At 62.3% G+C, this 23,512-nt stretch carries 23 protein-coding genes, 1 tRNA gene and 1 riboswitch; of the genes, 19 read left to right on the top strand and 5 right to left on the bottom strand.

Annotated features, from left to right (window positions below):
- Positions 1-28 precede the first annotated feature (28 nt).
- The 7 genes from leuD (at position 29) to AC3WWH_RS11335 (ending at position 6,088) form a co-directional block, all read left to right on the top strand.
- Positions 29-634 (top strand): 3-isopropylmalate dehydratase small subunit, encoded by a 606-nt coding sequence (gene leuD / locus AC3WWH_RS11305; protein ID WP_057254949.1) that lies wholly within the window; start codon positions 29-31, stop codon positions 632-634.
- An 8-nt stretch (positions 635-642) separates the two neighbouring features.
- Positions 643-1,023: a RidA family protein gene (locus tag AC3WWH_RS11310; RefSeq protein WP_057254948.1), complete on the top strand. Its 381-nt coding sequence runs from the start codon at positions 643-645 to the stop codon at positions 1,021-1,023.
- 112 nt (positions 1,024-1,135) lie between these two features.
- A complete protein-coding gene (locus AC3WWH_RS11315) occupies positions 1,136-1,975 on the top strand; it encodes an AAA family ATPase (protein ID WP_057254947.1) in 840 nt (279 codons plus the stop codon).
- Positions 1,972-2,424, top strand: coding sequence for an NUDIX hydrolase (locus AC3WWH_RS11320; RefSeq protein ID WP_058321699.1), 453 nt, complete (start codon positions 1,972-1,974; stop codon positions 2,422-2,424). The genes AC3WWH_RS11315 and AC3WWH_RS11320 overlap by 4 nt, the downstream gene beginning before the upstream one ends.
- Before the next feature lie 227 nt (positions 2,425-2,651).
- Positions 2,652-2,729, top strand: a riboswitch (SAM riboswitch).
- 61 nt (positions 2,730-2,790) lie between these two features.
- Entirely contained in the window at positions 2,791-3,723 is a 933-nt protein-coding gene (gene metA, locus AC3WWH_RS11325) for a homoserine O-acetyltransferase MetA (RefSeq protein WP_057254945.1), read from the top strand.
- 3 nt (positions 3,724-3,726) lie between these two features.
- A complete protein-coding gene (locus AC3WWH_RS11330) occupies positions 3,727-4,911 on the top strand; it encodes a vWA domain-containing protein (RefSeq protein WP_057254944.1) in 1,185 nt (394 codons plus the stop codon).
- A gap of 160 nt (positions 4,912-5,071) precedes the next feature.
- Positions 5,072-6,088 carry an aldose epimerase family protein gene (locus AC3WWH_RS11335; RefSeq protein ID WP_058321697.1) on the top strand — a complete coding sequence of 339 codons (1,017 nt, stop codon included), beginning with the start codon at positions 5,072-5,074 and terminating at the stop codon, positions 6,086-6,088.
- Positions 6,089-6,261: 173 nt separating this feature from the next.
- Here AC3WWH_RS11335 and AC3WWH_RS11340 read toward each other — a convergent pair.
- Positions 6,262-6,336: transfer RNA gene (locus AC3WWH_RS11340), tRNA-Gly, on the bottom strand.
- A 248-nt stretch (positions 6,337-6,584) separates the two neighbouring features.
- On the opposite strand from AC3WWH_RS11340, the gene AC3WWH_RS11345 reads away from it, so the two are divergent.
- From AC3WWH_RS11345 to AC3WWH_RS11360, 4 genes are all read left to right on the top strand, one after another.
- Positions 6,585-7,094, top strand: a complete 510-nt coding sequence (locus tag AC3WWH_RS11345; RefSeq protein ID WP_082616175.1) for a prolyl-tRNA synthetase associated domain-containing protein — start codon at positions 6,585-6,587, stop codon at positions 7,092-7,094.
- A gap of 58 nt (positions 7,095-7,152) precedes the next feature.
- Positions 7,153-8,127, top strand: coding sequence for a thioredoxin (trxA, locus tag AC3WWH_RS11350; protein ID WP_057254941.1), 975 nt, complete (start codon positions 7,153-7,155; stop codon positions 8,125-8,127).
- A 197-nt stretch (positions 8,128-8,324) separates the two neighbouring features.
- Positions 8,325-9,005 (top strand): LON peptidase substrate-binding domain-containing protein, encoded by a 681-nt coding sequence (locus AC3WWH_RS11355; protein WP_057254940.1) that lies wholly within the window; start codon positions 8,325-8,327, stop codon positions 9,003-9,005.
- Between the two features lie 10 nt (positions 9,006-9,015).
- Positions 9,016-9,204 (top strand): Trm112 family protein, encoded by a 189-nt coding sequence (locus AC3WWH_RS11360; RefSeq protein WP_057254939.1) that lies wholly within the window; start codon positions 9,016-9,018, stop codon positions 9,202-9,204.
- Between the two features lie 210 nt (positions 9,205-9,414).
- Here the strand turns inward: AC3WWH_RS11360 and AC3WWH_RS11365 are convergent, their stop codons facing one another.
- Complete coding sequence (locus AC3WWH_RS11365; RefSeq protein ID WP_058321696.1) at positions 9,415-10,629, bottom strand: ubiquinone biosynthesis hydroxylase; 1,215 nt, start codon at positions 10,627-10,629, stop codon at positions 9,415-9,417.
- Between the two features lie 84 nt (positions 10,630-10,713).
- Between AC3WWH_RS11365 and tesB the strand changes: the two genes are divergently transcribed.
- The 7 genes from tesB to AC3WWH_RS11400 all read left to right on the top strand — a co-directional run bounded on the left by tesB (position 10,714) and on the right by AC3WWH_RS11400 (position 20,869).
- The gene (gene tesB / locus AC3WWH_RS11370) at positions 10,714-11,598 is read left to right on the top strand and encodes an acyl-CoA thioesterase II (protein WP_058321695.1); all 885 of its coding nucleotides are present in this window, start codon (positions 10,714-10,716) and stop codon (positions 11,596-11,598) included.
- A 234-nt stretch (positions 11,599-11,832) separates the two neighbouring features.
- Complete coding sequence (locus AC3WWH_RS11375; RefSeq protein ID WP_057254936.1) at positions 11,833-12,171, top strand: P-II family nitrogen regulator; 339 nt, start codon at positions 11,833-11,835, stop codon at positions 12,169-12,171.
- Positions 12,172-12,198: 27 nt separating this feature from the next.
- Positions 12,199-13,623, top strand: coding sequence for an ammonium transporter (locus AC3WWH_RS11380; RefSeq protein ID WP_058321694.1), 1,425 nt, complete (start codon positions 12,199-12,201; stop codon positions 13,621-13,623).
- A gap of 229 nt (positions 13,624-13,852) precedes the next feature.
- On the top strand, positions 13,853-16,507 hold the full coding sequence (locus tag AC3WWH_RS11385) for an FtsK/SpoIIIE family DNA translocase (RefSeq protein WP_057254934.1): 2,655 nt from the start codon (positions 13,853-13,855) through the stop codon (positions 16,505-16,507).
- 192 nt (positions 16,508-16,699) lie between these two features.
- Positions 16,700-17,362, top strand: a complete 663-nt coding sequence (locus tag AC3WWH_RS11390; RefSeq protein ID WP_057254933.1) for an outer membrane lipoprotein carrier protein LolA — start codon at positions 16,700-16,702, stop codon at positions 17,360-17,362.
- Between the two features lie 174 nt (positions 17,363-17,536).
- Positions 17,537-18,343, top strand: coding sequence for an exodeoxyribonuclease III (locus AC3WWH_RS11395; protein WP_058321693.1), 807 nt, complete (start codon positions 17,537-17,539; stop codon positions 18,341-18,343).
- Positions 18,344-18,685: 342 nt separating this feature from the next.
- A complete protein-coding gene (locus AC3WWH_RS11400) occupies positions 18,686-20,869 on the top strand; it encodes a TonB-dependent siderophore receptor (RefSeq protein WP_058321692.1) in 2,184 nt (727 codons plus the stop codon).
- A 22-nt stretch (positions 20,870-20,891) separates the two neighbouring features.
- Here AC3WWH_RS11400 and AC3WWH_RS11405 read toward each other — a convergent pair whose 3' ends face one another.
- Complete coding sequence (locus AC3WWH_RS11405) at positions 20,892-21,347, bottom strand: cyclic nucleotide-binding domain-containing protein (protein ID WP_057254930.1); 456 nt, start codon at positions 21,345-21,347, stop codon at positions 20,892-20,894.
- Between the two features lie 122 nt (positions 21,348-21,469).
- Positions 21,470-22,153 (bottom strand): response regulator transcription factor, encoded by a 684-nt coding sequence (locus tag AC3WWH_RS11410; RefSeq protein WP_034802783.1) that lies wholly within the window; start codon positions 22,151-22,153, stop codon positions 21,470-21,472.
- A 143-nt stretch (positions 22,154-22,296) separates the two neighbouring features.
- Between AC3WWH_RS11410 and AC3WWH_RS11415 the strand changes: the two genes are divergently transcribed.
- Positions 22,297-22,845: a L,D-transpeptidase family protein gene (locus AC3WWH_RS11415; protein WP_082640740.1), complete on the top strand. Its 549-nt coding sequence runs from the start codon at positions 22,297-22,299 to the stop codon at positions 22,843-22,845.
- Between the two features lie 18 nt (positions 22,846-22,863).
- On the opposite strand, the gene AC3WWH_RS11420 is transcribed toward AC3WWH_RS11415, so the two are convergent.
- The gene (locus tag AC3WWH_RS11420) at positions 22,864-23,400 is read right to left on the bottom strand and encodes a SixA phosphatase family protein (protein ID WP_057254928.1); all 537 of its coding nucleotides are present in this window, start codon (positions 23,398-23,400) and stop codon (positions 22,864-22,866) included.
- Between the last annotated feature and the right edge of the window lie 112 nt (positions 23,401-23,512).

Below are 23,512 nucleotides of genomic sequence, written 5' to 3' on the forward strand. Positions count from 1 at the left end.
ATTCTTCTGAAATCGAAGGCCTGAAGTTATGGAAAAATTCGTCAAGCTCACCGGTGTCGCCGCCCCCCTCCCCGTCGTCAACATCGACACGGACATGATCATTCCGAAGGATTACCTGAAGACGATCAAGCGCACCGGCCTAGGCAAGGGTCTTTTCGCCGAAGCCCGCTACAATGAGGATGGCTCGGTCAACCCGGACTTCGTGCTCAACAAACCCGCCTACCAGAACGCCAAGATCCTGGTTGCCGGCGACAACTTCGGCTGCGGCTCCTCGCGCGAGCATGCCCCCTGGGCGCTGCTCGACTTCGGCATCCGCTGCGTGATCTCCACGTCCTTTGCCGACATCTTCTACAACAACTGTTTTAAGAACGGCATTCTGCCGATCGTCGTCAGCCAGGCCGACCTCGACAAGCTGATGGACGACGCTTCGCGCGGCTCCAACGCCATCCTCTCGGTCGACCTGGAATCCCAGGAAATCACCGGCCCGGACGGCGGCTCGGTCAAGTTCGAGGTCGATGCCTTCAAGCGCCACTGCCTGCTGAACGGCCTCGACGATATCGGCCTGACGCTGGAAAAGGCAACCGCGATCGACAGCTTCGAGAAGACGGTCGGCGCCTCGCGCCCCTGGGCTTAAAGCGAGACATGGCGCGCAAGCTCATCTCTTCGGGTTCGCCCTTCGAAAAGACGGCAGGCTATTCGCGTGCCGTCGCGATGGGCGACTGGTGCTTCGTCTCCGGCACGACCGGCTACGACTATGCCACCATGACCATGCCCGAAACGGTGGAAGAGCAGGCGCGCAATTGCCTGAAGACGATCGAGGGCGCACTGAAGGAAGCGGGCTTCTCGCTTAAAGACGTGGTGCGCAATCACTACTACGTCACCGATGCCAGCTTCGCCGACCGGGTGTTCCCGATCTTCGGCGAAGTCTTCGGCGAGATCCGTCCGGCCGCAACCATGATCGTCTGCGATCTGATCCGCCCGGAAATGCTGATCGAGATCGAAGTCACCGCCCTCCGCGGCTGAGACCGAGCTTTTCTGCTCACGCCATCTCTTCTCAAATCGATTCCGATTTTGGCCAATATGCGATAGTCCATGGACACCGCCTGCTAGACCTATGCTGAACCGGAAGACGATTATGCAATTCGAAGGCACCGCAGATTACATCGCCGACAAGGACCTGATGATCGCCGTCAATGCTGCGATCCGGCTGGAGCGGCCGCTGCTCGTCAAGGGTGAACCCGGCACCGGCAAGACCGAGCTTGCCCGCCAGATTGCCGCTGCCCTTGGCCTCGATCTGATCGAATGGAGCGTCAAGTCGACGACCAAGGCGCAGCAGGGCCTTTACGAGTATGATGCCGTGTCGCGCCTGCGCGACAGCCAACTCGGCGACGAGCGCGTCAACGAGGTCAGGAACTATATCCGCAAGGGCAAGCTCTGGCAGGCCTTCGAGGCCGACCGTCGCGTGGTGCTTCTGATCGACGAGATCGACAAGGCCGACATCGAGTTTCCGAACGACCTCTTGCAGGAACTCGACCGCATGGAATTCCATGTCTACGAGACCGGCGAGATGATCGGCGCCCGTCACCGGCCGATCGTCATCATCACCTCCAACAACGAGAAGGAACTGCCGGACGCCTTCCTGCGTCGCTGCTTCTTCCACTATATCCGCTTCCCCGATGCCGAAACGCTCGCGCGCATCGTCGAGGTGCACTATCCCGGCATCCGCAAAACGCTGCTATCTGCGGCCCTTGCCGCCTTCTACGACATCCGCCAGGTGCCGGGCCTCAAGAAGAAGCCGTCCACCTCCGAAGCGCTCGACTGGATCCGCCTGCTTGTCGCCGACGAGGTCGATCCGGCCGACCTCCGCGTCGACGCCAAGACCATGCTGCCGAAGCTGCACGGGGCGCTGTTGAAGAACGAGCAGGACGTGCATCTCTTCGAGCGCCTGGCCTTCATGGCGCGCCGCGACGGATGAGGCCGGACGCCCACAAGGTCCTGATCTACGCCACCTGGCAGGACCACCTGCTGGTCTTCGACGAGCCGGACTTTCCCGAAATCGAGTTGCAGGTACCCGGCGGCACGATGGAGCCGGGCGAAAGCCCTGAAGCTGCCGCCTTGCGGGAATTCGTGGAAGAGACCGGGCTGACGCCATCGCGGGCCCTCACCCATCTCGTCACGAAGGACTACTCCTTCCGGAAGGAAGGCCAGACCATCTGCCATCGCCGGCACTATTTTCATGTCGCCCTTGCCGGCGAGCAACAGAAAACCTGGCTGCACCATGAAATGACGCCCTTTGGCGGTGGTGCGCCGATCCGCTTTCGCTTCTTCTGGCTCGGCTTAGACGAGGCTAGCCGTCGGCTCGGATACGGCATGCAGGACGGCCTAGATTATCTTCACACGCACGGAAGTTGCCCCTCACCCTAGCCCTCTCCCCGCAGCCGGGGAGAGGGGACGGAAATGGCGACGGTCGCCGCGAGACAATGATGTCCGGGCTTCTTTCTGGAACGGAAATGATCGGCCCCTGGGAGGCGCGAGCGGGTGCCACAAGCTCCCTTCTCCCCGCCTGCGGGGAGAAGGTCGCGGCAGCGGGATGAGGGGCCGCCCGACCGCCCGAATCGTTTTTCTTGACCCCCGCGCCCCAGTCGCGCTATCAAATTCCTCGTGGTGATTTGGCCGGCCGGCTTGCAGCCACGTTAAACAAGTCGCTAAAGGGCCGAGGAAAGTTGGATTTCCGAGGACCGGTCGCGATCAATCGCCGCCGGTTTTTTTGTATTGATCGAGTGGAAGCCCATGCCCATCAAGATTCCCGATACGCTGCCCGCTTTCGAAACCCTCGTGCATGAGGGTGTGCGGGTGATGACCGAGACCGTGGCGATCCGTCAGGATATCCGCCCGCTCCAGATCGGGCTCCTGAACCTCATGCCGAACAAGATCAAGACCGAGATCCAGATGGCGCGCCTGATCGGCGCCTCGCCGCTGCAGGTGGAATTGTCGCTGGTACGCATCGGCGCCCACCGGGCGAAGAACACCTCGGAAGATCACCTGCTTTCTTTCTACGAGACCTGGGACGAGGTGAAGGGCCGCAAGTTCGACGGCTTCATCATCACCGGCGCGCCGGTCGAGACGCTCGAATACGAGGACGTCACCTATTGGGACGAATTGAAGCGCATCCTCGATTGGACGGAGACCAACGTGCATTCGACGCTCAATGTCTGCTGGGGGGCGATGGCGGCGATCTACCATTTCCACGACGTGCCGAAGTATCCGCTGAACGAGAAGGCCTTTGGCGTCTACCGCCACCAGAACCTCAATCGCTCGTCGGTCTATCTCAACGGCTTCTCCGACGACTTCGCCGTCCCCGTCTCGCGTTGGACCGAGGTCAGGCGTGCCGACATCGACAAGGTGCCCAGCCTCGAAATCCTGATGGAATCGAAGGAGATGGGCGTCTGCCTCGTGCACGAGAAAAAGGGCAACCGGCTCTACATGTTCAACCACGTGGAGTATGATTCGACCTCGCTGTCGGACGAATATTTTCGCGACGTGGACGCAGGCGTGCCGATCAAGATGCCGCACGACTATTTCCCGCACAACGATTCGACCCTGCCGCCGCAGAACCGCTGGCGCAGCCATGCGCACCTCTTCTTCGGCAACTGGATCAACGAGATGTACCAGACGACGCCCTATGATCTCGCAGAGATCGGCACCGGAGAAAGCCAGGACTGACCGATGTTCATCCCCTTCTTCCTCGAACTCAAAGCGGCGAAAGTTCCGGTGACGCTCCGGGAATTCCTGTCGCTGATCGAGGGGATGGAGGCGGGCATCGCCACATTCGATGTCGAAGCCTTCTACTTCCTGGCGCGCACGGCGCTGGTGAAGGACGAGCGCCATATCGACCGCTTCGACCGGGTGTTCCAGCACTGCTTCTCCGGGCTCGAGGCGGTCAATCCCATGGAGACGGGCGAAGAGGCCGTCATCCCCGAGGACTGGCTGCGCAAGCTCGCCGAAAAACACCTGACCGAGGAAGAAAAGCGCCTGATCGAATCCCTCGGGGGCTTCGACAAGCTGATGGAGACCCTGCGCCAACGGCTTCGGGAGCAGCAAGGCCGGCATCAGGGCGGCTCGAAATGGATCGGCACCGCCGGCACCTCCCCCTTCGGCGCCTATGGCTACAATCCCGAAGGGGTCAGGATCGGCCAGGACCAGTCGCGCCACCGCCGCGCCGTCAAGGTCTGGGACCGGCGCGAGTTCAGGGATTATGACGACACGGTCGAACTCGGCACCCGCAACATCAAGGTGGCGCTGAAAAGGCTCAGGCGCTGGGTGCGCCAGGGGGCGGCTGACGAACTCGACCTTTCCGGCACGATCCGTGCCACCGCCGAGCACGGCTATCTCGACGTGGTGACGCGGCCCGAACGCCGCAATGCGGTCAAGCTGCTGATGTTCTTCGATATCGGCGGCTCGATGGACGATCACATCCGCATCGTCGAGGAACTGTTTTCAGCCGCCCGCGGCGAGTTCCGCCATATGGAGCATTTCTATTTCCACAACTGTGTCTATGAGGGTCTGTGGAAGGACAATCGTCGCCGCCGCGTCGACATCACCCGCACCACCGAAGTGCTGCGCACCTATGGCGGCGACTATCGCGCCATCTTCGTCGGCGACGCGTCGATGAGCCCCTATGAGATCAGCCATCCCGGCGGCTCGGTCGAACATTGGAACGACGAGGCAGGCGCACTCTGGCTTTCGCGCATGACAGCGCATTTTCCGCGTTCGATCTGGATCAATCCCGTGCCCGAACAGCACTGGGGCTACACCCAGTCGATCGGCATGGTGAAGAGCCTGTTCGAGGGGCGGATGTTCCCTTTGACGCTCGCCGGCCTGCAGGATGCCACCAAGCAGCTATCGCGCTGACATGACCGCAGAGAGGTCGCTGTAGCACCTTGAATAGCTAGACGTTTTTGCCCTCAGGCCAGAGACGAAGCAGGGCCCCATTTAGTATGATTTTCCGGTTGCCGTGCCTTTGGAAATGACGCAGGTTGCTGCGGTCGCGAAGAGGGAGCCAGCGGTGAACATGCATCAGAACACGGAAATCTTCGGCCATCTGCCGTCCGGCGAGCCGGTCCATCGTATGGTGCTCTCCGGTGGCGGCCTCACCGCCCATGTCTTGACCTGGGGCTCGGTGATCCAGGACCTGCGCCTGGAAGGCCATGAGCCGCCATTGGTGCTCGGTTTCGCCGATCTCGAAAGCTATCTCGCCCATTCGCCCTATCTCGGCGCGACACCGGGGCGCTGCGCCAACCGGATCGCCGACGGGCGCTTCACGCTCGACGGTGAGACCTACCAGCTCGAACTGAACGAGAAGGGTGTCACCCACCTGCACGGCGGCAGCGACAATATCGGCAAGCGCAACTGGACGATCGTCCGCCAGACGCCTGATAGCGTGACGCTCACCATTACCGATCCGGATGGACGCGCCGGCTATCCCGGCAACTGCAAGGTCACTTGCACCTACGCGCTGAAGCCCGGCGGCGTCTTGAGCGTCGTCTACGAGAGCGAGACCGACCGGCCGACGCTCGCCAATGTCTGCCAGCACAGCTACTTCAATCTCGACGGCACTGTCGACGCGCTCGGACACGACATCATGATCGCCGCCGACCACTACCTGCCGACCAACGAACGCCAGGTGCCGACGGGCGAGATCCGTGCGGTCGAGGGCACCGCCTTCGATCTCCGCGAAATGACGTCGATGCGTCGCCAGACCGAAGGTGAACGCATCAGCTACGACCACAATTTCTGCCTTTCGAACGAGCCCATGGCGAAACATTCGGTGGCGCTTGCCCGCAGCATCAATTCCGGCGTCACGCTCGAAGTGCTGACGACCGAGCCTGGTGTGCAGCTCTATACCGGCGCAAAGCTCGACATCCCCGTGCCCGGCCTCGAGGGACGCCGCTACGGCCCATTTGCCGGCTTCTGCCTGGAAACCCAAATCTGGCCGGACGCCATCAACCATGCCGGCTTCCCGAATGCAGTGCTTCGCCCCGGCGAGATCCGTCGGCAGGAAACGGACTACGTCTTCATGAAGAGCTGAGTGGCGCGCGGGCGTCGACGATCTCTAGCGACAAGGGGAGGGACGGCGAACGTTCCAAAGGACCGTCGTGCTGTCCGATCGCCACAGGTGCTCGCATGGCGAAGCATCCGGCGCCTGACGGCGGATGCCGTTCATTTCCAAAATAACAGTGAAATGAAGTGGTTGGGAGAAATTGGAGCGGGTGAGGCGATTCGAACGCCCGACCCCAACCTTGGCAAGGTTGTGCTCTACCCCTGAGCTACACCCGCTCATAAACCGCGGTCCGGGGGTAGTCGGTGGACCGTGGCGTCGCTGTCTTGCGGCGACGGGCGGTATATGGCCTAAGCGATTTTGGAATGCAACAGGGAAATGACGAGAAATCGAATATTTTTTTGGAGACCCCTCGCGAAGCCCGGAAATGCCGCGTTTTCGGCCGCTGCCGCCGCCTGTGAGATTGCGCGGCCACCGGCTTCTCCCCTAAAGCAGAGGCGAAACGAATGCCCAAGGGATGAGAATCATGAGTGAATCACAGCCGAAGACCGCCGAAGACCTCTTTCATTTTCTCGACGGACTTGGGATCGAGCATAAAACCAAGAGCCACGAGCCGGTGTTCACCGTCGCCGAATCGGTGGCGCTGCGTGACGAGATCCCTGGCGGCCACACGAAAAACCTTTTCGTGAAGGACAAGAAGGACAACTATTTCCTGCTCACCGTCGAGGAACACGCGACGGTGGACCTGAAGACCGTTCACCAGGTGATCGGTGCGGCAAGCAAGGTGTCCTTCGGCAAGCCGGAGAAGCTGATGGAATATCTGGGCGTCATTCCAGGTGCCGTGACCGCCTTCGGCGCGATCAATGACACCGAGGGCAACGTCAAGATGATCCTCGACGAGGAGCTGATGAAGTTCGACGTCGTCAACTGCCATCCGCTCTCCAATGACGCGACGACCTCGATCGCATCCAGCGATCTGCTGCGCTTCATGGAAGCGACCGGACACGAACCGCTTGTCTTGAAAGTCACGGCCTGACATACGATCTTTGGCGCGAATGCAGTAAGCTGGCAGACGAGCCGGCGAGGAGAGAAGAATGACGGGCAGCGACAATCCCTATGCAGGGTCTTTCGGCACTCAGATGACGGCTTCGGCCTCTTTCGGTCAGCCGGCGCCGGCGGCCGCGTCGGACGGTGACCTGATCAAGGAAACCACCACTGCCAACTTCACCAAGGACGTGCTCGACGCCTCCAGGCAGCAGCCGGTTCTCGTCGATTTCTGGGCGCCCTGGTGCGGCCCCTGCAAGCAGCTGACCCCCGTCATCGAAAAGGTGGTCACGGAAGCCGCAGGCCGCGTCAAACTCGTGAAGATGAACATCGACGATCATCCCTCGATCGCCGGACAGCTCGGCATCCAGTCGATCCCCGCCGTCATCGCCTTCGTCGGCGGGCGTCCGGTCGATGGCTTCATGGGCGCGGTGCCGGAAAGCCAGATCAAGCAATTCATCGAAAAGATCGCCGGTCCGGCCGTCGACGACAGCAAGGCCGAGATCGAAGCGGTTCTCGCCGATGCCAAGGCGCTGCTCGACGCCGGTGACGCCCAGAACGCCGCCGGCCTCTACGGCGCCGTGCTTCAGGCCGACCCCGAAAACGTCGTGGCGATCGCCGGCATGGTCGATTGCATGATCGCGCTCGGCCAGGTCGCCGAAGCCCGCGAAGCGCTCTCCGGGCTGCCGGAAGACCTTGCCAAGGACGCAGGCATTGCGGCCATCGGCAAGAAGCTCGACCAGATCGAGGAAGCCCGCAAGCTCGGCGATCCCAACGAGTTCGAGCGGCGCCTTGCCGCAAATCCCGATGATCATGAGGCGCGCGTGCTGCTCGCCAAGATCCGCAATGTCGAAGGCGACCGGACGGCTGCGGCCGATCACCTGCTGACGGTCATGAAGCGCGATCGAACTTTCGACGACGACGGCGCGCGGCGCGAGTTGCTCTCCTTCTTCGAGGTCTGGGGACCGAAGGATCCGGCAACGATCGCCGCACGGCGCAAGCTCTCGTCGATCCTGTTCTCCTGAGCCGTCAGGCATTTTTTTCGAGGAGGGGCGCTGTTTGCGCCCCTTTTTCGTAAGTGCGTCTGATCACGATCCACATTCACCCATGAAGATCGGTGTGCTCGTCCCTTGAGATTTTCAAGGAATGCACCATCTTTTGGTCTGGTTGACCACGCTTCCTTGGCGGGGCAAGAGCGGACATCTGCAAGGTCTATCGGAAAATGCACGTCGGAAATGCACGCTATCTCGGTCCGAAGGACTTGCCGGAGATCATTCCGGTGTTTCCGCTGACCGGTGCCCTGCTGCTTCCCGGCGCCCAGCTTCCGCTCAACATCTTCGAACCGCGCTACCTTGCCATGCTCGATGACGCGCTCTCCGGCAACCGCCTGATCGGCATCGTGCAGCCCTCCTTCTGCGAAGGCCGCAGCGAGACTGCCACCGGCCCGATGCAGGCGCTCTGCGAGGTCGGCTGCATCGGCCGCATCACCTCCTTCGCCGAGACCGGCGATGGCCGCTACATCACCTCGCTCACCGGCGTCTGCCGCTACCGGCTGTTTTCGGAAGTTTCAGCGACGCGCGGTTACCGCCGTTTCCGCATCGGCCCCTTTGCCGCCGATCTCGAAAACCGTGACGATGAAACTCTCGTCGACCGGGCAGCTCTGCTTGCCGCCTTCAAGGCCTATCTCGAAGCCAACAAGCTCAAGGCCGATTGGGAAAGCGTCGAACGGGCGAGCAACCGCACCCTGGTCAATTCCATGGCGATGATGTCGCCCTACGGCCCGGCAGAAAAACAGGCGCTGCTCGAAGCGCCCGATCTCAAGACACGCGCGGAAACCCTGATCGCCATCACCGAGATCGTGCTCGCGCGCGACTTCGGCGATATGGACAGCATCCTGCAGTGAGCGACGGATAATGGATATCAACGCCAGCAAGGTCGATCCGAAACTGCTTGAACTGCTCGTCTGCCCGCTGACCAAGGGGCGGCTGAGTTACCACGCCGAAGCCAACGAACTTATCTCGGAAAAGGCCCGCCTCGCCTATCCGATACGCGACGGCGTGCCGATCATGCTGGTCTCGGAAGCCCGCAAGATCGAGGATTGAGGGCGCGGCCGCCACCTCGTTGAGAGGTAGTTGCCCCTCATCCGGCCTGCCGGCCACCTTCTCCCCGCAGGCGGGGAGAAGGAACCTCGTGGCGCACTCGGCGCCAACCTCTTCTCTTCGACATCAAGACAGTGCCACGCATTCGACCGAGTCCCCTCGCCCCGCTTGCGGGGAGAGGGCTAGGGTGAGGGGCAATCCTCAGGTCGATGTTCAGATCGGCTCGCCCGACAAGAGCCGCGGATCCGCCTCGCCGGCAATCCCGGCCGCCTGGCGAATGAAGAAATTCTTGAGAGACGGCAGCCGGTCGACCAGACCGAGGCCGAAGTCGCGGGCGATGCGAACCGGCGTGATATCGTTGGAAAACAGCCGGTTGAGCACGTCGGTCGTCACCCCCATGCGGAAGGTGTCGAAGCGCCGCCAGCTCTGGTAGCGCTCGAGCACGGCGAGCGAGCCGATGTCGAGCCCGAGGCGATCCGCCTCGACGATCGTTTCCGCCAACGCTGCCACGTCCTTGAAGCCGAGATTGAGCCCCTGCCCCGAGATCGGATGAATGCCGTGGGCCGCGTCCCCGGCAAGCGCGAAACGTGGTTTGACAAAATCGCGCGCAAGCGTCAGCCCCAGCGGAAAGGCCCGCCGTCCGCCGACCACCTTCAGGTGCCCGAGCTTGTGGCCGAAGCGGCGCTCCAACTCTTCCTCGAACAGGAAATCGTCGCCGGCGACCAGGCGTTCGGCGTCCTCGGTGCGCTCGGTCCAGACCAGCGACGAGCGGTTGTTCTTGAGCGGCAGGGTCGCAAACGGACCGGCCGGCAGGAAATGCTCCTCCGCCGTGCCTTCGTGCGGCCGTTCGTGTTCGACCGTCGTGACGATGCCGGACTGGCCGTAGTCGAATTCGACCGTCTTGATGCCGGCAGCATCGCGCAGCTTGGAGCGTACGCCGTCACAGGCGACGAGCAGGCGCGCTTCCAGTTGTTCGCCGCCGGCGAGCGTGACGGCGACCGCATGGTCCCCGCTTTTAAAGGTTTCGACCATCGTCGACTGACGATTGACGACGCCAAGGTCCTCGCACGCTCCGCGCAGCGCACCGACCATTGCCGTGTTCGGCACCATATGGGCGAAGGGCCGGCCATCGCCGCCGTCGCCATCGAAGGTCAGAAACACAGGGCGCACCGGATCGGCCGCCTTCGAATCGGTAATCACCATGCGGCGGATCGGCTCCGCCTCCGGCACGATCTGATCCCAGACGCCAAGCACGTCGAGCATGCGTTCGGCAGCCGACGCAACCGCCGAGGCGCGCTGGTCCTTCTTCCAGGCGCCTTCCGGCGCGCCGTCGATCACCATGACGCTGAGATGCGGCGCCGCCTTTTTCAGGGATAAGGCGAGCGAAAGGCCGACATAGCCGCCACCGGCAATCAAGACATCGAGCATCGGCTTTCTCCGTCGCACTTGAGCATCGTTTTATGTCTATATAGATCAATGCCATCGACGTTCCTACCATCGGAGACAGCCGAAATGTCGCGCCCCACCGAGACCACCACGCCCATGGATGCGCTGCTCGCCATTCTCGATCTCGAGAAGCTGGAGGAAAACCTGTTCCGCGGCTTGAGCCCGCAGGTCGGCTGGCAACGCGTCTTCGGCGGCCAGGTCATCGGCCAAGCACTGGTGGCGGCCCAGCGCACCGTCGACGCGGGCCGCTTCGTCCATTCGCTGCATGCCTATTTCATGCGGCCGGGCGATCCATCCGTGCCGATCATCTACGAGGTCGACCGTATCCGCGACGGTTCGAGCTTCGCCACAAGGCGCGTCGTCGCCATCCAGCACGGCAAGGCGATCTTCTCGATGTCCGCCTCTTTCCAGTACGACGAGGACGGTTTCGACCACCAGATCGAAATGCCGAAACTCCCCATGCCGGAAACCCTGCCGGGCGAACAGGAGCTGAAGGAGAAATTCCTCGTGCATGCGCCGGAAGCGATCCGGCGCTACTGGGAGCGGCCGCGACCGATCGAGATCCGCCCGGCCTCGCTGCACCACTATTTCACCCGTAACGACGGCAAGCCGATCCAGGACGTCTGGGTCAAGGCGGTCGGCACGGTCCCGGACGAGCGCCACATCCAGGCGGCCATCCTTGCCTATCTCTCCGACATGACCCTGCTCGACACCTCGCTCTATGCGCACGGCACCTCGGTCTTCGATCGGAACCTGCAGGTCGCGAGCCTCGATCACGCCATGTGGTTCCACCGCCCCTGCAAGATGGACGACTGGCTGCTCTATACCCAGGACAGTCCGAGTGCACATGGTGCCCGCGGGATGACCAGAGGCAGCCTTTTTACGCGTTCCGGCGTGCTGATCGCCTCCGTCGCCCAGGAAGGGCTGATCCGGAAAAAGGCAACTGAATAGAAAACGGGCAGTTTTTTCAATCTGCCTATTTTTTAATCTTATAAATTGACGATTTTTTGATGCGCCGCAGCATTGTCGCTGCGGCGTCCGTTTTTCCCATTGTTTTTCATAGGCTTAGAACAGGCATCCGAATCTGGCACGCCCCTTGAATGTCATAGTCCGGTTGCACGGCGCACTGGCGCTCCGCAGCAAGGAGAGATGGCCTCCTCCGGAGGCGAACAAGGATGAAACCAGATGAAAATTGTGATGGCCATTATCAAGCCGTTCAAGCTCGATGAGGTTCGCGAAGCCCTCACTGCTGTCGGCATCCAGGGCCTGACCGTGACCGAAGTCAAAGGCTACGGCCGCCAGAAGGGACACACCGAAATCTACCGCGGCACCGAATATGCCGTCAGCTTCCTGCCGAAACTGAAGATCGAAATCGCCGTTCCCTCGGAGCTCGTCGACATGGCGGTGGAAGCGATCGCCGCAGCCGCCAAGACCGGCCAGATCGGCGACGGCAAGATCTTCGTCTACGCCATTGACCATGCCGTGCGCATCCGCACCGGCGAAACCGATTCAGAAGCGTTGTAAATCACGCCGTTCAGGGAGCACTACTCGATGTCATCTACGAAACTTTCCACCTCTCTTGGACGCCTCGGCGCGCTGACGGCCGCCTTGCTTGCGCCGGTTGTCGCCTTCGCACAGGAAACAGCCCCGGCTGCAACGGAGGCTGTTGCCGCCGTCCCGGTTCCCGACAAGGGCGATACCACTTGGATGCTCTTGTCCACCATCCTCGTGCTCCTCATGACCGTTCCGGGCCTTGCGCTCTTCTACGGCGGCCTGGTGCGCGCCAAGAACATGCTGTCGGTTCTGATGCAGGTACTGATGATCACCGCGATCGTCATGATTATCTGGGTCACCTACGGCTACTCGCTGGCCTTCACTGACGGCGGATCGCTCAACCCGTTCGTCGGCGGCTTTTCGAAGATGTTCCTTGCCGGCGTTGATACGACAACGCTCGCCGAGAGCTTCTCCAAGGGCGTGTTCATCCCCGAATACGTCTTCGTGGTGTTCCAGATGACCTTCGCCTGCATCACGCCGGCGCTGATCGTCGGCGCCTTTGCCGAGCGCATCCGGTTTTCGGCCGTCGTCCTGTTCGTCATTCTCTGGGTCACCTTCGTCTACTTCCCGATCGCCCACATGGTCTGGTTCTGGGGCGGCCCGAGCGCCTACACGGCTCCGACCGGCCTGATTTTCTCCTTCGGCGCTATCGACTTTGCCGGCGGTACCGTGGTCCACATCAATGCCGGTATTGCCGGCCTCGTCGGCGCCATTCTGCTCGGCAAGCGTACGGGCTATAAGAGGGAAATCATGGCACCGCATTCGATGACGCTCACGATGGTCGGCGCATCGCTGCTCTGGGTCGGCTGGTTCGGCTTCAACGCCGGCTCCAACCTTGAAGCCAACGCCTATGCCGGCCTCGCGATGATCAATACATTCCTCGCAACTGCCGCTGCCATCATCTCCTGGGCGGTCGTCGAAACGCTCGTCCGCAGCAAGGCTTCGATGCTTGGTGCGGCCTCCGGTGCCGTCGCCGGTCTCGTCGCGATCACGCCGGCCGCCGGCTTTGCCGGCCCGATGGGCGCGATTGTGCTCGGTCTCATCGTCTCCCCCGTCTGCTACTTCTTCGTCGACGTCGTGAAGAACAAGTTCAACTACGACGACAGCCTTGACGTCTTCGGCGTTCATGGCGTCGGCGGCATCCTCGGCGCGATCGCCACGGGCATTCTTGTCAATCCGGCGCTCGGCGGTGCCGGCATCGTCGACTACTCGACCGCGGATTTCGCGGCGGGCTATCCCGGCGTGGCAACCCAGGTCCTGGCGCAGCTCAAGGGCGTACTCGTCACCGTCGTCTGGTCCGGCATCGGTTCGCTCATCATCTTCAAGATCGTGGACGCGATCGTCGGCCTGCGTGTCTCCGTCGAAGCCGAGCGCGAAGGCCTCGACCTCTCGTCCCACGGCGAAGCCGCCTACCACATCTAAGCGGATTGCAGCGTCGAATCTGGCGCCGCTCATAGTCCCGTCGCGATCCGTCGCGGATCGCCCTTGGCCCGGATCGAAAGGTCCGGGCCTTTTTCATGCCGATCTTCAGGTCAACCACCGCTATTTTAGCGGCAACTACGCATGGTTAATGTCGCATTAACCGTACTCCGCTTAGGTTGATTCCATGGCGCGCAATGCGCCCTAGAGATCGAGACGGGCAGCAGGCAACATGAGCAGAAGCAATCCGGCAACGCTTGACAGCCGTTCCAACCGGTTCGTGCTAACCACCTTCGTTTGGAGACAGATCGCGTCGCTGGCGGGCTTTGCGCTGTTCGGCGCATTGGCGCTGGCCGTCGCGGCGCTATCGACATGGAACGTCGCCGACCCGAGCTTCTCCTACGCCACATCGGAAGCACCGACCAACGTGCTTGGTTATCCGGGTGCGGCCTTTGCCGATATCTTCATGCAGTTCTTCGGCCTTGCCAGCGTCGTCGCCCTTCTGCCGGCTGTCGCCTGGGCGCTCGTGCTGATCAGCGGCAAGCGCTTCGACAAGACCTTCAAGCGCCTTGGCGTCTGGTTCATCGGCTCCGTGCTTGCCGGCGCGGCGCTGAGCTGCGTCCCCGCCCCAATCACCTGGCCGCTGCCCAACGGCCTCGGCGGCGTCTTCGGCGATATGATTCTCCGCTTCCCGGCACTCTTCACCGGCGCCTTCCCGACCGGCACGCTCGCAACCGTACTCGCCTGCATCTTCGCCGCACCGGCCGCCTGGTGCCTGATCTACAGCGCCGGCCTCATCGGTGTCAGCGATGAAGAGGAAGACGAAGAGGTTGTCGAGCCGACGCCGAGCAAGGCGCGCACCGTTCGCGACGAGCTGGACGAGGACGACAGCGAGGGCCCCTTCACCCTGCTGATGGGCTCCTTCGCCCATATGCGCTACACCATGCACGCACGCGTGCGCCGCATTTTCGGCATGAGCGGCACGCGCAGTTCGCCCAAGCGCCAGTATGACGAGCCTTACGATTTCAACAACGACGAGTTCGGCACGCTGAACGAGCCGGTTCGGCCGAAGCCGATGGCCGCCGGTGACCGCATCGAACCCTCGCTCGATCGCTCCGAACGCCGCATCGTCACGCCGCCGCCAATCATGGCCGATGACGAGGACGACGACATGCCCTTCGACATCGACGAGCGTCGCCCTGCGGGCATCCTGCCCGACGACGAAGACGACGATCCGGCAGCCGACTGGGCGCCGCGGGCAGCGCCGCCGAAGCAGGGTCTGCTGAAGTCGGGCTCGCGCGTGGCAACGCCGGCTCCGCGTCCGAAGACCGGTCAGCGGATCGAGCGCGAAGCCCAACGCTCCTTCGTCGAGGACGATGGCGACTTCACGCTGCCTCCGATGCATTTCCTTGCGGAACCGAAGAACGTCGGCCGCGATGCATCGCTCTCACCGGACGCGCTCGAACAGAATGCCCGCATGCTCGAGGGTGTGCTTGAGGACTTCGGCGTCAAGGGCGAGATCATCCACGTCCGCCCCGGCCCGGTCGTAACCCTCTATGAACTGGAACCGGCACCCGGCATCAAGTCGTCCCGCGTCATCGGCCTTGCCGATGACATCGCCCGCTCGATGAGCGCGATCGCTGCCCGCGTCGCCGTCGTTCCCGGCCGCAACGCCATCGGCATCGAACTGCCGAACCAGCGGCGCGAGACCGTCTACCTGCGCGAGCTCATCGGCTCGCGTGACTTCGAGACCTCCAAGGCGCGCCTTGCCATGGCGCTCGGCAAGACGATCGGCGGCGAACCCGTGGTCGCCGATCTCGCCAAGATGCCGCATCTGCTCGTTGCCGGCACCACCGGTTCGGGTAAATCGGTCGCGATCAACACCATGATCCTGTCGCTGCTCTATCGCCTGCGCCCGGATCAGTGCCGCCTGATCATGATCGACCCGAAGATGCTCGAACTCTCCGTCTATGACGGCATTCCGCACCTGCTTTCGCCCGTCGTCACTGACCCGAAGAAGGCGGTGGTCGCGCTGAAGTGGACGGTGCGCGAGATGGAAGAGCGCTACAAGAAGATGTCGAAAATCGGCGTGCGCAACATCGACGGCTTCAACAGCCGCGTCGAGCAGGCGCTTGCCAAGGGCGAGCAGATCACCCGCACGGTGCAGACCGGCTTCGACCGCCAGACGGGCGAAGCCATGTACGAGACCGAGGAATTCGATCTCACGCCGCTGCCCTACATTGTCGTCATCATCGACGAAATGGCCGACCTGATGATGGTCGCCGGCAAGGACATCGAAGGCGCGGTGCAGCGTCTCGCCCAGATGGCGCGCGCCGCCGGCATCCATGTCATCATGGCAACGCAGCGCCCCTCGGTCGACGTCATCACCGGCACGATCAAGGCCAACTTCCCGACCCGCATCTCGTTCCAGGTCACCTCGAAAATCGACAGCCGTACGATCCTTGGCGAACAGGGTGCCGAACAGCTGCTCGGCATGGGCGACATGCTCTACATGGCCGGTGGCGGTCGCATCCAGCGCGTCCACGGTCCCTTCGTCTCCGACACCGAGGTCGAAGAGGTCGTCGCCTATCTCAAGACCCAGGGCGTGCCGCAATATCTCGACGCGATCACCGAGGATGACGACGAGGATGGCGAAGGCGGCGGCCCTGCCGGTACCTCCAACCTCGCCGATTCGGACGACCCTTACGACCAGGCGGTCGCCGTCGTCCTGCGTGACGGCAAGGCATCCACATCCTACGTTCAACGGCGCCTCGGGATCGGTTACAATCGTGCCGCCTCGCTGATCGAGCGCATGGAGCAGGAAGGCATCATCGGCCCGGCGAACCACGCCGGAAAACGCGAAATACTGGTTCCGACCGAGGAATAAAGCAATTTCGGCAGGATCTCGGGGCGTTTTTCGTCCGGACTTACGCCGATAGATCAACACGGCAATCCCGCACCGGATTGCGGGGCCGAACTGGTAACGGTCATGTGAGAGCGCGAGCCTTAAAGCTCGAAAGTAGCGCCTTGAAGGCGCCGCACTTGCGCTCCAGATGATCCGTAAATGAAGGAGACTGAGATGACAGAGACCAAGAACGGCGAGCGCAACCACCCGGTAATTTCGCGCCGCCTCTTCGTGTGCGGGCTTGCGGCATTCGCCGGCATCGGCGGCACCGGTCTCGACATCGCTGAGGCCTTCGCCCAGGCGCCGAGGGCCGCCCAGAAGATCGCCGATCACTTCTCCTCGGTAAAGACGATGGCCGGCGAGTTCGTGCAGTTCGGCCCGCGCGGCGAGCAGACCGGCGGCAAGTTCTACATCCGCCGCCCCGGCCGCATCCGCTTCAACTACGAGGCCCCCTCGCCGATGCGTGTCATTGCCGACGGCAAGTCGGTGGTCATCGGCAATATGAAGCTCAAGACCTGGGACATCTATCCGCTGTCGAAGACACCGCTCAATCTGCTGCTCAGCGAGAAGATCGACCTGACCGGCAAGATGGTGCGCGACGTCAAGGAAGAGTCCGACCTCATCACCATCGTGCTTGGCGACCGCTCGATCTTCGGCGATTCGACCATCACCATGATGTTCGACCCGAAGACCTATGATCTGCGCCAGTGGACGATCACCGATGCGCAGAAGAAGGACACATCGGTCATGATCTTCAATGTCCAGACCGGGATGGCGCTGGACGACAAGGTCTTCCAGATCCCCTACGACGAGGTCCGTAACAAGCGGGGCGGCTGAGCGATCCAAACGCTACGAACCTATACGCGCCCACAAGACGCGCGGTTTAGTGCGGCCTTCTTCATGCATTCCTTGTCCCGGCGCGCCGGACCTGCTTAAAGCTCGGGTCAACATCCATCCCGAGCCGGCCTTCCCTTCGCGAGCGTCCGGCCCCAGCCGATCAGGGAATGACGCATGGCCCTTTCCGTCGCCACTTGGAACATCAACTCCGTTCGCCTGCGCATGCCGCTCGTCGAACACCTGCTGAAGACTTGGCAGCCGGACATCCTCTGCCTGCAGGAAACCAAGTGCCCGAATGACCAGTTCCCGTCCAAGCCACTGAAGGCACTCGGCTACAATCATATCGAGATGCACGGCCAGAAGGGCTATCACGGCGTGGCGACGATCTCGCGCCTGCCCCTGCATGAGCTCAGCGACCGCCGCGACTATTGCGGCGTCGGCGATGCCCGCCACCTCTCGGTTGTTTTCGAGGCCGGCGGCAAGAAGATCCGCCTGCACAATTTCTATGTCCCGGCAGGCGGCGACGAGCCGGACCGCAGCATCAACCCGAAATTTGGCCACAAGCTCGATTTCGTCGAAGAGATGAAGCTGCTGCATGCGGAAACCGAGGCTGGCATCTCCTCGATCCTCGTCGGCGACCTCAACATTGCGCCGCTGGAAGACGACGTCTGGTCGCACAAGCAGCTCCTGAAGATCGTCAGCCACACGCCCATCGAAACCGAAGGCCTGACGACGGTGATGAACGGCGGCGGCTGGGTCGACCTGATGCGCCAGCACACACCGTCCCCGACCAAGCTCTACACCTGGTGGAGCTACCGGGCGAAGGACTGGGAAGCGGCCGACCGCGGCCGCCGGCTCGACCACATCTGGTCCTCCGCGGACCTGGCGCCGGCGCTGAAGCACGTCGATATCCTGCGCGAAGCGCGCGGCTGGGAACGCCCCTCCGACCACGTGCCCGTCATCGCGCATTTCGATATCTAACCGCTTCTCACCAAGCGGCGGCACGCGCCTTGCGCGCTTGATGTCTGCATCAATAAAAACATGACTAAAATAATCATATTTTTCTTGATGCACATTTCCAAACGGACTATCCCTCTTTTCGGGCGGCGGGGACACCGCCTCCGACGGCAGATCGGCCGTCGTTTTCACTAGATCACGATGATTGTGGGTCGTTCGACCCACAATCATCGTGATCGATTCTCAGAAATGAGAGCGAGATGCGGGCGGAAAACCGCACGCACTTTTCCTCATCTCGCTCGGATATGGGGCGCTTTGCTCTGGCGTTTGCCGGAGGGCTTTCGTGCGCCCGCAAGAGGGCCAGACATGCGAAAGACCTTGCCAATCCATTTCACGCGCGCATCGCGCCGCGCGCTCTCCGCGACCACTGTCCTGGCCGCGAGCACTGCCGCCGTATTCCTTTCGCCGACTGCGGCCTACGCGCAGTCGGCCGAAAGCCAGAAGACGACACGGCTGGAAAAGATCGAGGTGACGGCCGGCAAGACAGCCGCGACGATCGCTGAGGATAACGACACAATCGTGCCGACGCGCAACGTCTCGGCGCTGAAGACCGATACGCCGCTGATTGAAACGCCCCGCTCCGTCTCGGTGGTCACGCGCAAGGAACTCGAAGAGCGCGGCGTGCAGGACATGATCCAGGCGACGCGTTACGCCGCCGGCGTCACCACCGGCGCCTTCGGCTTCGATCCGCGCTTCGACCAGATCTACATCCGCGGCTTCGAGACGACGACGACCGGCGACTTCCGCGATGGCCTGCGCCAGCCCTACATGAACTACGGCACCTTCCCGACGGAGGTCTACGGCCTCGAACGAATAGAGATCGTCAAGGGTCCCGTCTCGGTCATGTACGGCGCCGCCGGCGTCGGCGGCATCGTCAATCGCATATCGAAGATGCCTGAGGAGGAGACGCACCGCGAGGTCGAGCTGCAATATGGCACGATCGGACGCACCCAGGGCGCCTTCGACGTCGGCGGACCGGCAACGGCCGATGGCGATTTTCTCTATCGCATCGTCGGGCTCCTGAGGAACGGCGAGACCAACTACGACGTCGCCGACGACCGCTACCTGGTGCAGCCCTCCTTTACCTGGAAGCCCGACGAGGGCACGTCGCTGACCGTCTATGGACTCGGGCAGAAGGGTGAGAGCGATGCCAGCCCGCGGGTGCTCGAACATGATGGCCGGATGCTGCGCTATAGCGACCCGGACTACGACTACCAGAAGGTCCGGCAGTATCAGGCCGGCTACAAATTCGAGCACGACTTCGACAACGGCCTGACCTTCCGCCAGCACGGCCGCGTCAGCGATCTCGACCTGAAGGCCCGTTACCTGCAGTTCGGGACCGAGGTGGCACCCGACGTCTTCGAACGCTCGCCCGTCGCCATCAAGGACGACCAGCGCGCCTACCAGATCGACAACCAGCTCCAGGCCATCTTCGACACCGGCGCAGTCTCGCACACGCTCCTGACCGGCCTCGACTATACCTGGATCACCTCCGACTTCGGCCTCGGCTTCGGCGCCGTCGATCCGGCCTATCGCTTCGACCTCAACAACCCCACCTTTGGGATCAGCGGCCCGACGCCTGCGCTCACCAGCTTCAGCGGGCGGGATCTTCGGCAGACCGGCATCTACATCCAGGACCAGGCGGAGTTCGGCAACTGGCGCGCCGTCGGCGGCCTTCGTTATGACTGGGTCGACCAGACGAGCACCGACAAGAACACCGGCGTCGTCGACCGCAAGGACGACGGCGAGCTCACCGGACAGGCAGGCCTTCTCTATCTCTTCGACAATGGCATCGCGCCCTATGCGAGCTACAGCACCTCCTTCGTGCCGCGCACCGAACTCTCGGCCGACGGCAGAGTGCTTGATCCGACGACCGGCGAGCAGATCGAGCTTGGCGTGAAATACCAGCCGGAAGGCGAGGCCTATTCGCTGAGTGCGGCCTACTACCGGATCGTCGAAACCGGTGCTGCGCAATACGTATCGGACGCATCGCTTCCCATCGGCTATTACTACAAATCGGCAGGCGAAGTGACGACCAATGGTTTCGAGGTGGAAGGACGCCGGGAGTTCGACAACGGCCTGAGCTTCATCGCCGCCTACACCTACAACGACGCCGAAATCACCGGAAATGTCGACCCGTCGCTGATCGGCAACGTGCCGTCGACGAAGCCGCGCCATGTCGCATCGCTGTGGGTGAACTATCTGCTGCCCGACGACACGCAGCTTGCGGGTTTGAGCCTCGGCGGCGGGGTGCGCCTGGCATCAAGCTCCTACAGATCCGATGCCAATACCGCCAGGAACGGTGGTGCCGTCTATTTCGACGCCTCGATCGCCTACGACTTCGGCGTCAAGAACCCGGAGCTTAACGGGCTGTCGCTCGCCGTCAGCGCCACCAATCTCGGCGATCGCCGCGAAGAGGTCTGCACCGATGGCTATTGCTATTTCGGCCAGGGCCGCACGGTACTCGGTTCGCTGAAATATCGGTGGTAGCAGCCGGAAGCCGTAACTTACTTCAAGCAAAGCGGCCGGCGAGCGCGCCGGCCCGGCGGATCATCGCCTGCAGGTTCTCGCGGATGCGGGCTTCGACGAGCTCTGCCACTTCCGGGTACTCTTCCAGCATGCGGCGGAAGAGCGGCCGGTTGATGCGGATGACCTCGCTGTCTTCCTCGGCGGTCGCCGTGAACTTGCGTTCGACCATCGAGATCAGCGCCAGTTCCGACAGCAGCGCCCCGCGGCCGACCGTCGAAACCGTCGCCTCGGAACCATCGACGCCGACTTTCGACAAGGACAGGCTGCCGCTCGCAATGGCAAAGGCGCAATCCGCCGGCGCCCCTTCGCGAAACAGTTCCTGCCCCTTGAAGATGCGACGTCGCTCCGCTCCAAAGGCGATCAGCCGCAGCTTGTCCTCGCTGATATCGGCAAACAGCGGGACGTTGGACAGAAGCACGATATCGTCGTTGAGCGCCAAACGGCTAACCTCCCGAAATCACGGCGCGCCCGACCCCAAGCGAGCCGGATCGCGCACGATCAGTCTAGATGACATGGAGCAGGATTCGGGCAGCAAACCGCTTCGCACCTTCCCCACCCCGGCTAAGGTACGATCTTGTAGCCGCCGTTCTCTGTCACCAAAATCTCGGCATTGGAAGGGTCCCGTTCGATTTTCTGGCGCAGCCGGTAGACGTGGGTTTCGAGCGTGTGTGTCGTGACGCCGGAATTGTAGCCCCAGACCTCTTCGAGCAGCACGTCGCGCGTCACCACTTTCTGGTCGGCGCGGTAGAGGTAGCGGATGATCGCCGCTTCCTTCTCGGTGAGGCGGATCTTCTGGCCGTTTTCCAGCGTCAGCAGCTTCTGGCTGGGCTTGAACGTATAGGGCCCGACGCTGAAGGTCGCATCCTCGCTCTGTTCATGCTGGCGCAACTGCGCACGGATACGGGCAAGCAGCACGGCGAAGCGGAACGGCTTCGTGACATAGTCGTTGGCGCCGGCCTCGAGACCGAGGATCGTATCCGAATCGGTGTCGTGCCCGGTCAGCATGATGATCGGCGCCTTGAAGCCGCCCTTGCGCAGAAGCTTCACCGCCTCGCGGCCATCCATGTCGGGCAAGCCGACATCCATGATCAAGAGGTCCACCTGCTGCGCCCGCGCGGTCTGGATGCCCTTGCCGGCGGTCGCTTCCTGGATGAGATCGAACTCTTCATAGAGTGAGAGCTGCTCGACCAATGTCTCGCGCAGGTCATTGTCGTCATCGACAAGAAGAATGGTACGGGTCGCCATGGGACAATTCCTGTTTGCTTCCGTTTTCAAACTAGCTCAAATGCCCGTGTTGGCAAGCGAGCCAGCGTCGGTAAGTCCTTATACCTGCAACCGTGCTTATGGTGCCGCCCAAATCACGGGCAAAGCAAAAATCCGTGAGAATGATGCGCAAGAAAACGTCGGGAAAAAGACCAGCCAAGTCCATCATCACAGTCCGCCCGGCGCCGCGCGATCGAAAGCGGGCCCTGGTGTGTTTCGATGGCCGCGTCGAGCAGGCGGCGATCGGACGAAGCGGCATTACCAGCCTGAAGCGTGAAGGCGACGGCGCCACGCCACGTGCCGCCATGAAGCTGATCGGCGGCTATGTCAGGCGCGATCGTCTCTTTCTGCCGCCGACACCACTGCCGACGCGAGCGACGCGCAAGGACATGCTCTGGTGCGACGCCCCAGGTCACGCCCAATACAACCGTCCGGTCATGGCACCTTTCTCACCGAGCCACGAAGAGATGATGCGCGAAGACGGGCTCTACGACATCTGCCTGGTGATGGACTGGAACCTCCTCGCACGCCGTCGAAATGCCGGTTCGGCGATCTTCTTCCACCTGATCCGGCCGGGTTATGAACCGACGCAGGGCTGCGTCGCGGTCAGCCTGCCCGCCATGTCGCGGCTGATGCCTCATATGCGGCGCGGCACCGTCGTGCGGGTGCTTTGATCCAGGCCTGCAAACAACTCAGTCGAGCGAGCGCGGGGTCACAAAACGCGCGAGTTTGGCGCCGCCGGGCATAAGCTCACGCCAGCCCACAGCTTCGAACTCGAGCACCGCAAGGGCGGCCGTCGGAAACTTGTCCGCCATGCGTATGCGCAGATCCGCATCGCCGGAGCCGACGAGTTCGTGCGCCAGATCTTCCATGCCGGGATTATGGCCGACGATCAGCAAAGTCCTGACAGCCGGATCCGTCGCGCGCAGAACGCTCAGGATCTGCGAGGCGCCCACCTCGTAGATCGCACGGGTATTCTCGACCGCGACCTCGGACGACAGGGCGGACGCCACCAATTGCCAGGTCTCTTGCGCGCGCTTGGCGGTCGAAACCAGTGCAAGATCCGGCACGAGCTTATGCCGGGCTATGTACTTTCCCATCAGCGGCGCCGCCTTGCGGCCGCGCTCGCCGAGCGGACGATTGATGTCGGCAACACCATCCGGCCAGGCGGACTTGGCATGGCGCAACAGCATCAGGCAGTAGCTTTGTACAGGCAGATCGTCGCTCATCCGTCGTCCTCCCAAACGCCCTTCGGCCAACCGTTCCTACTGCATGTTTCCTTTAATCGTAGCCGATTTAAGGACAAAAACATGCAGCAATTCAAAGTGCTACAGCGACCTT

The sequence above is a fragment of the Ensifer sp. EB106-03-01-XG145 genome, from assembly GCF_058792075.1.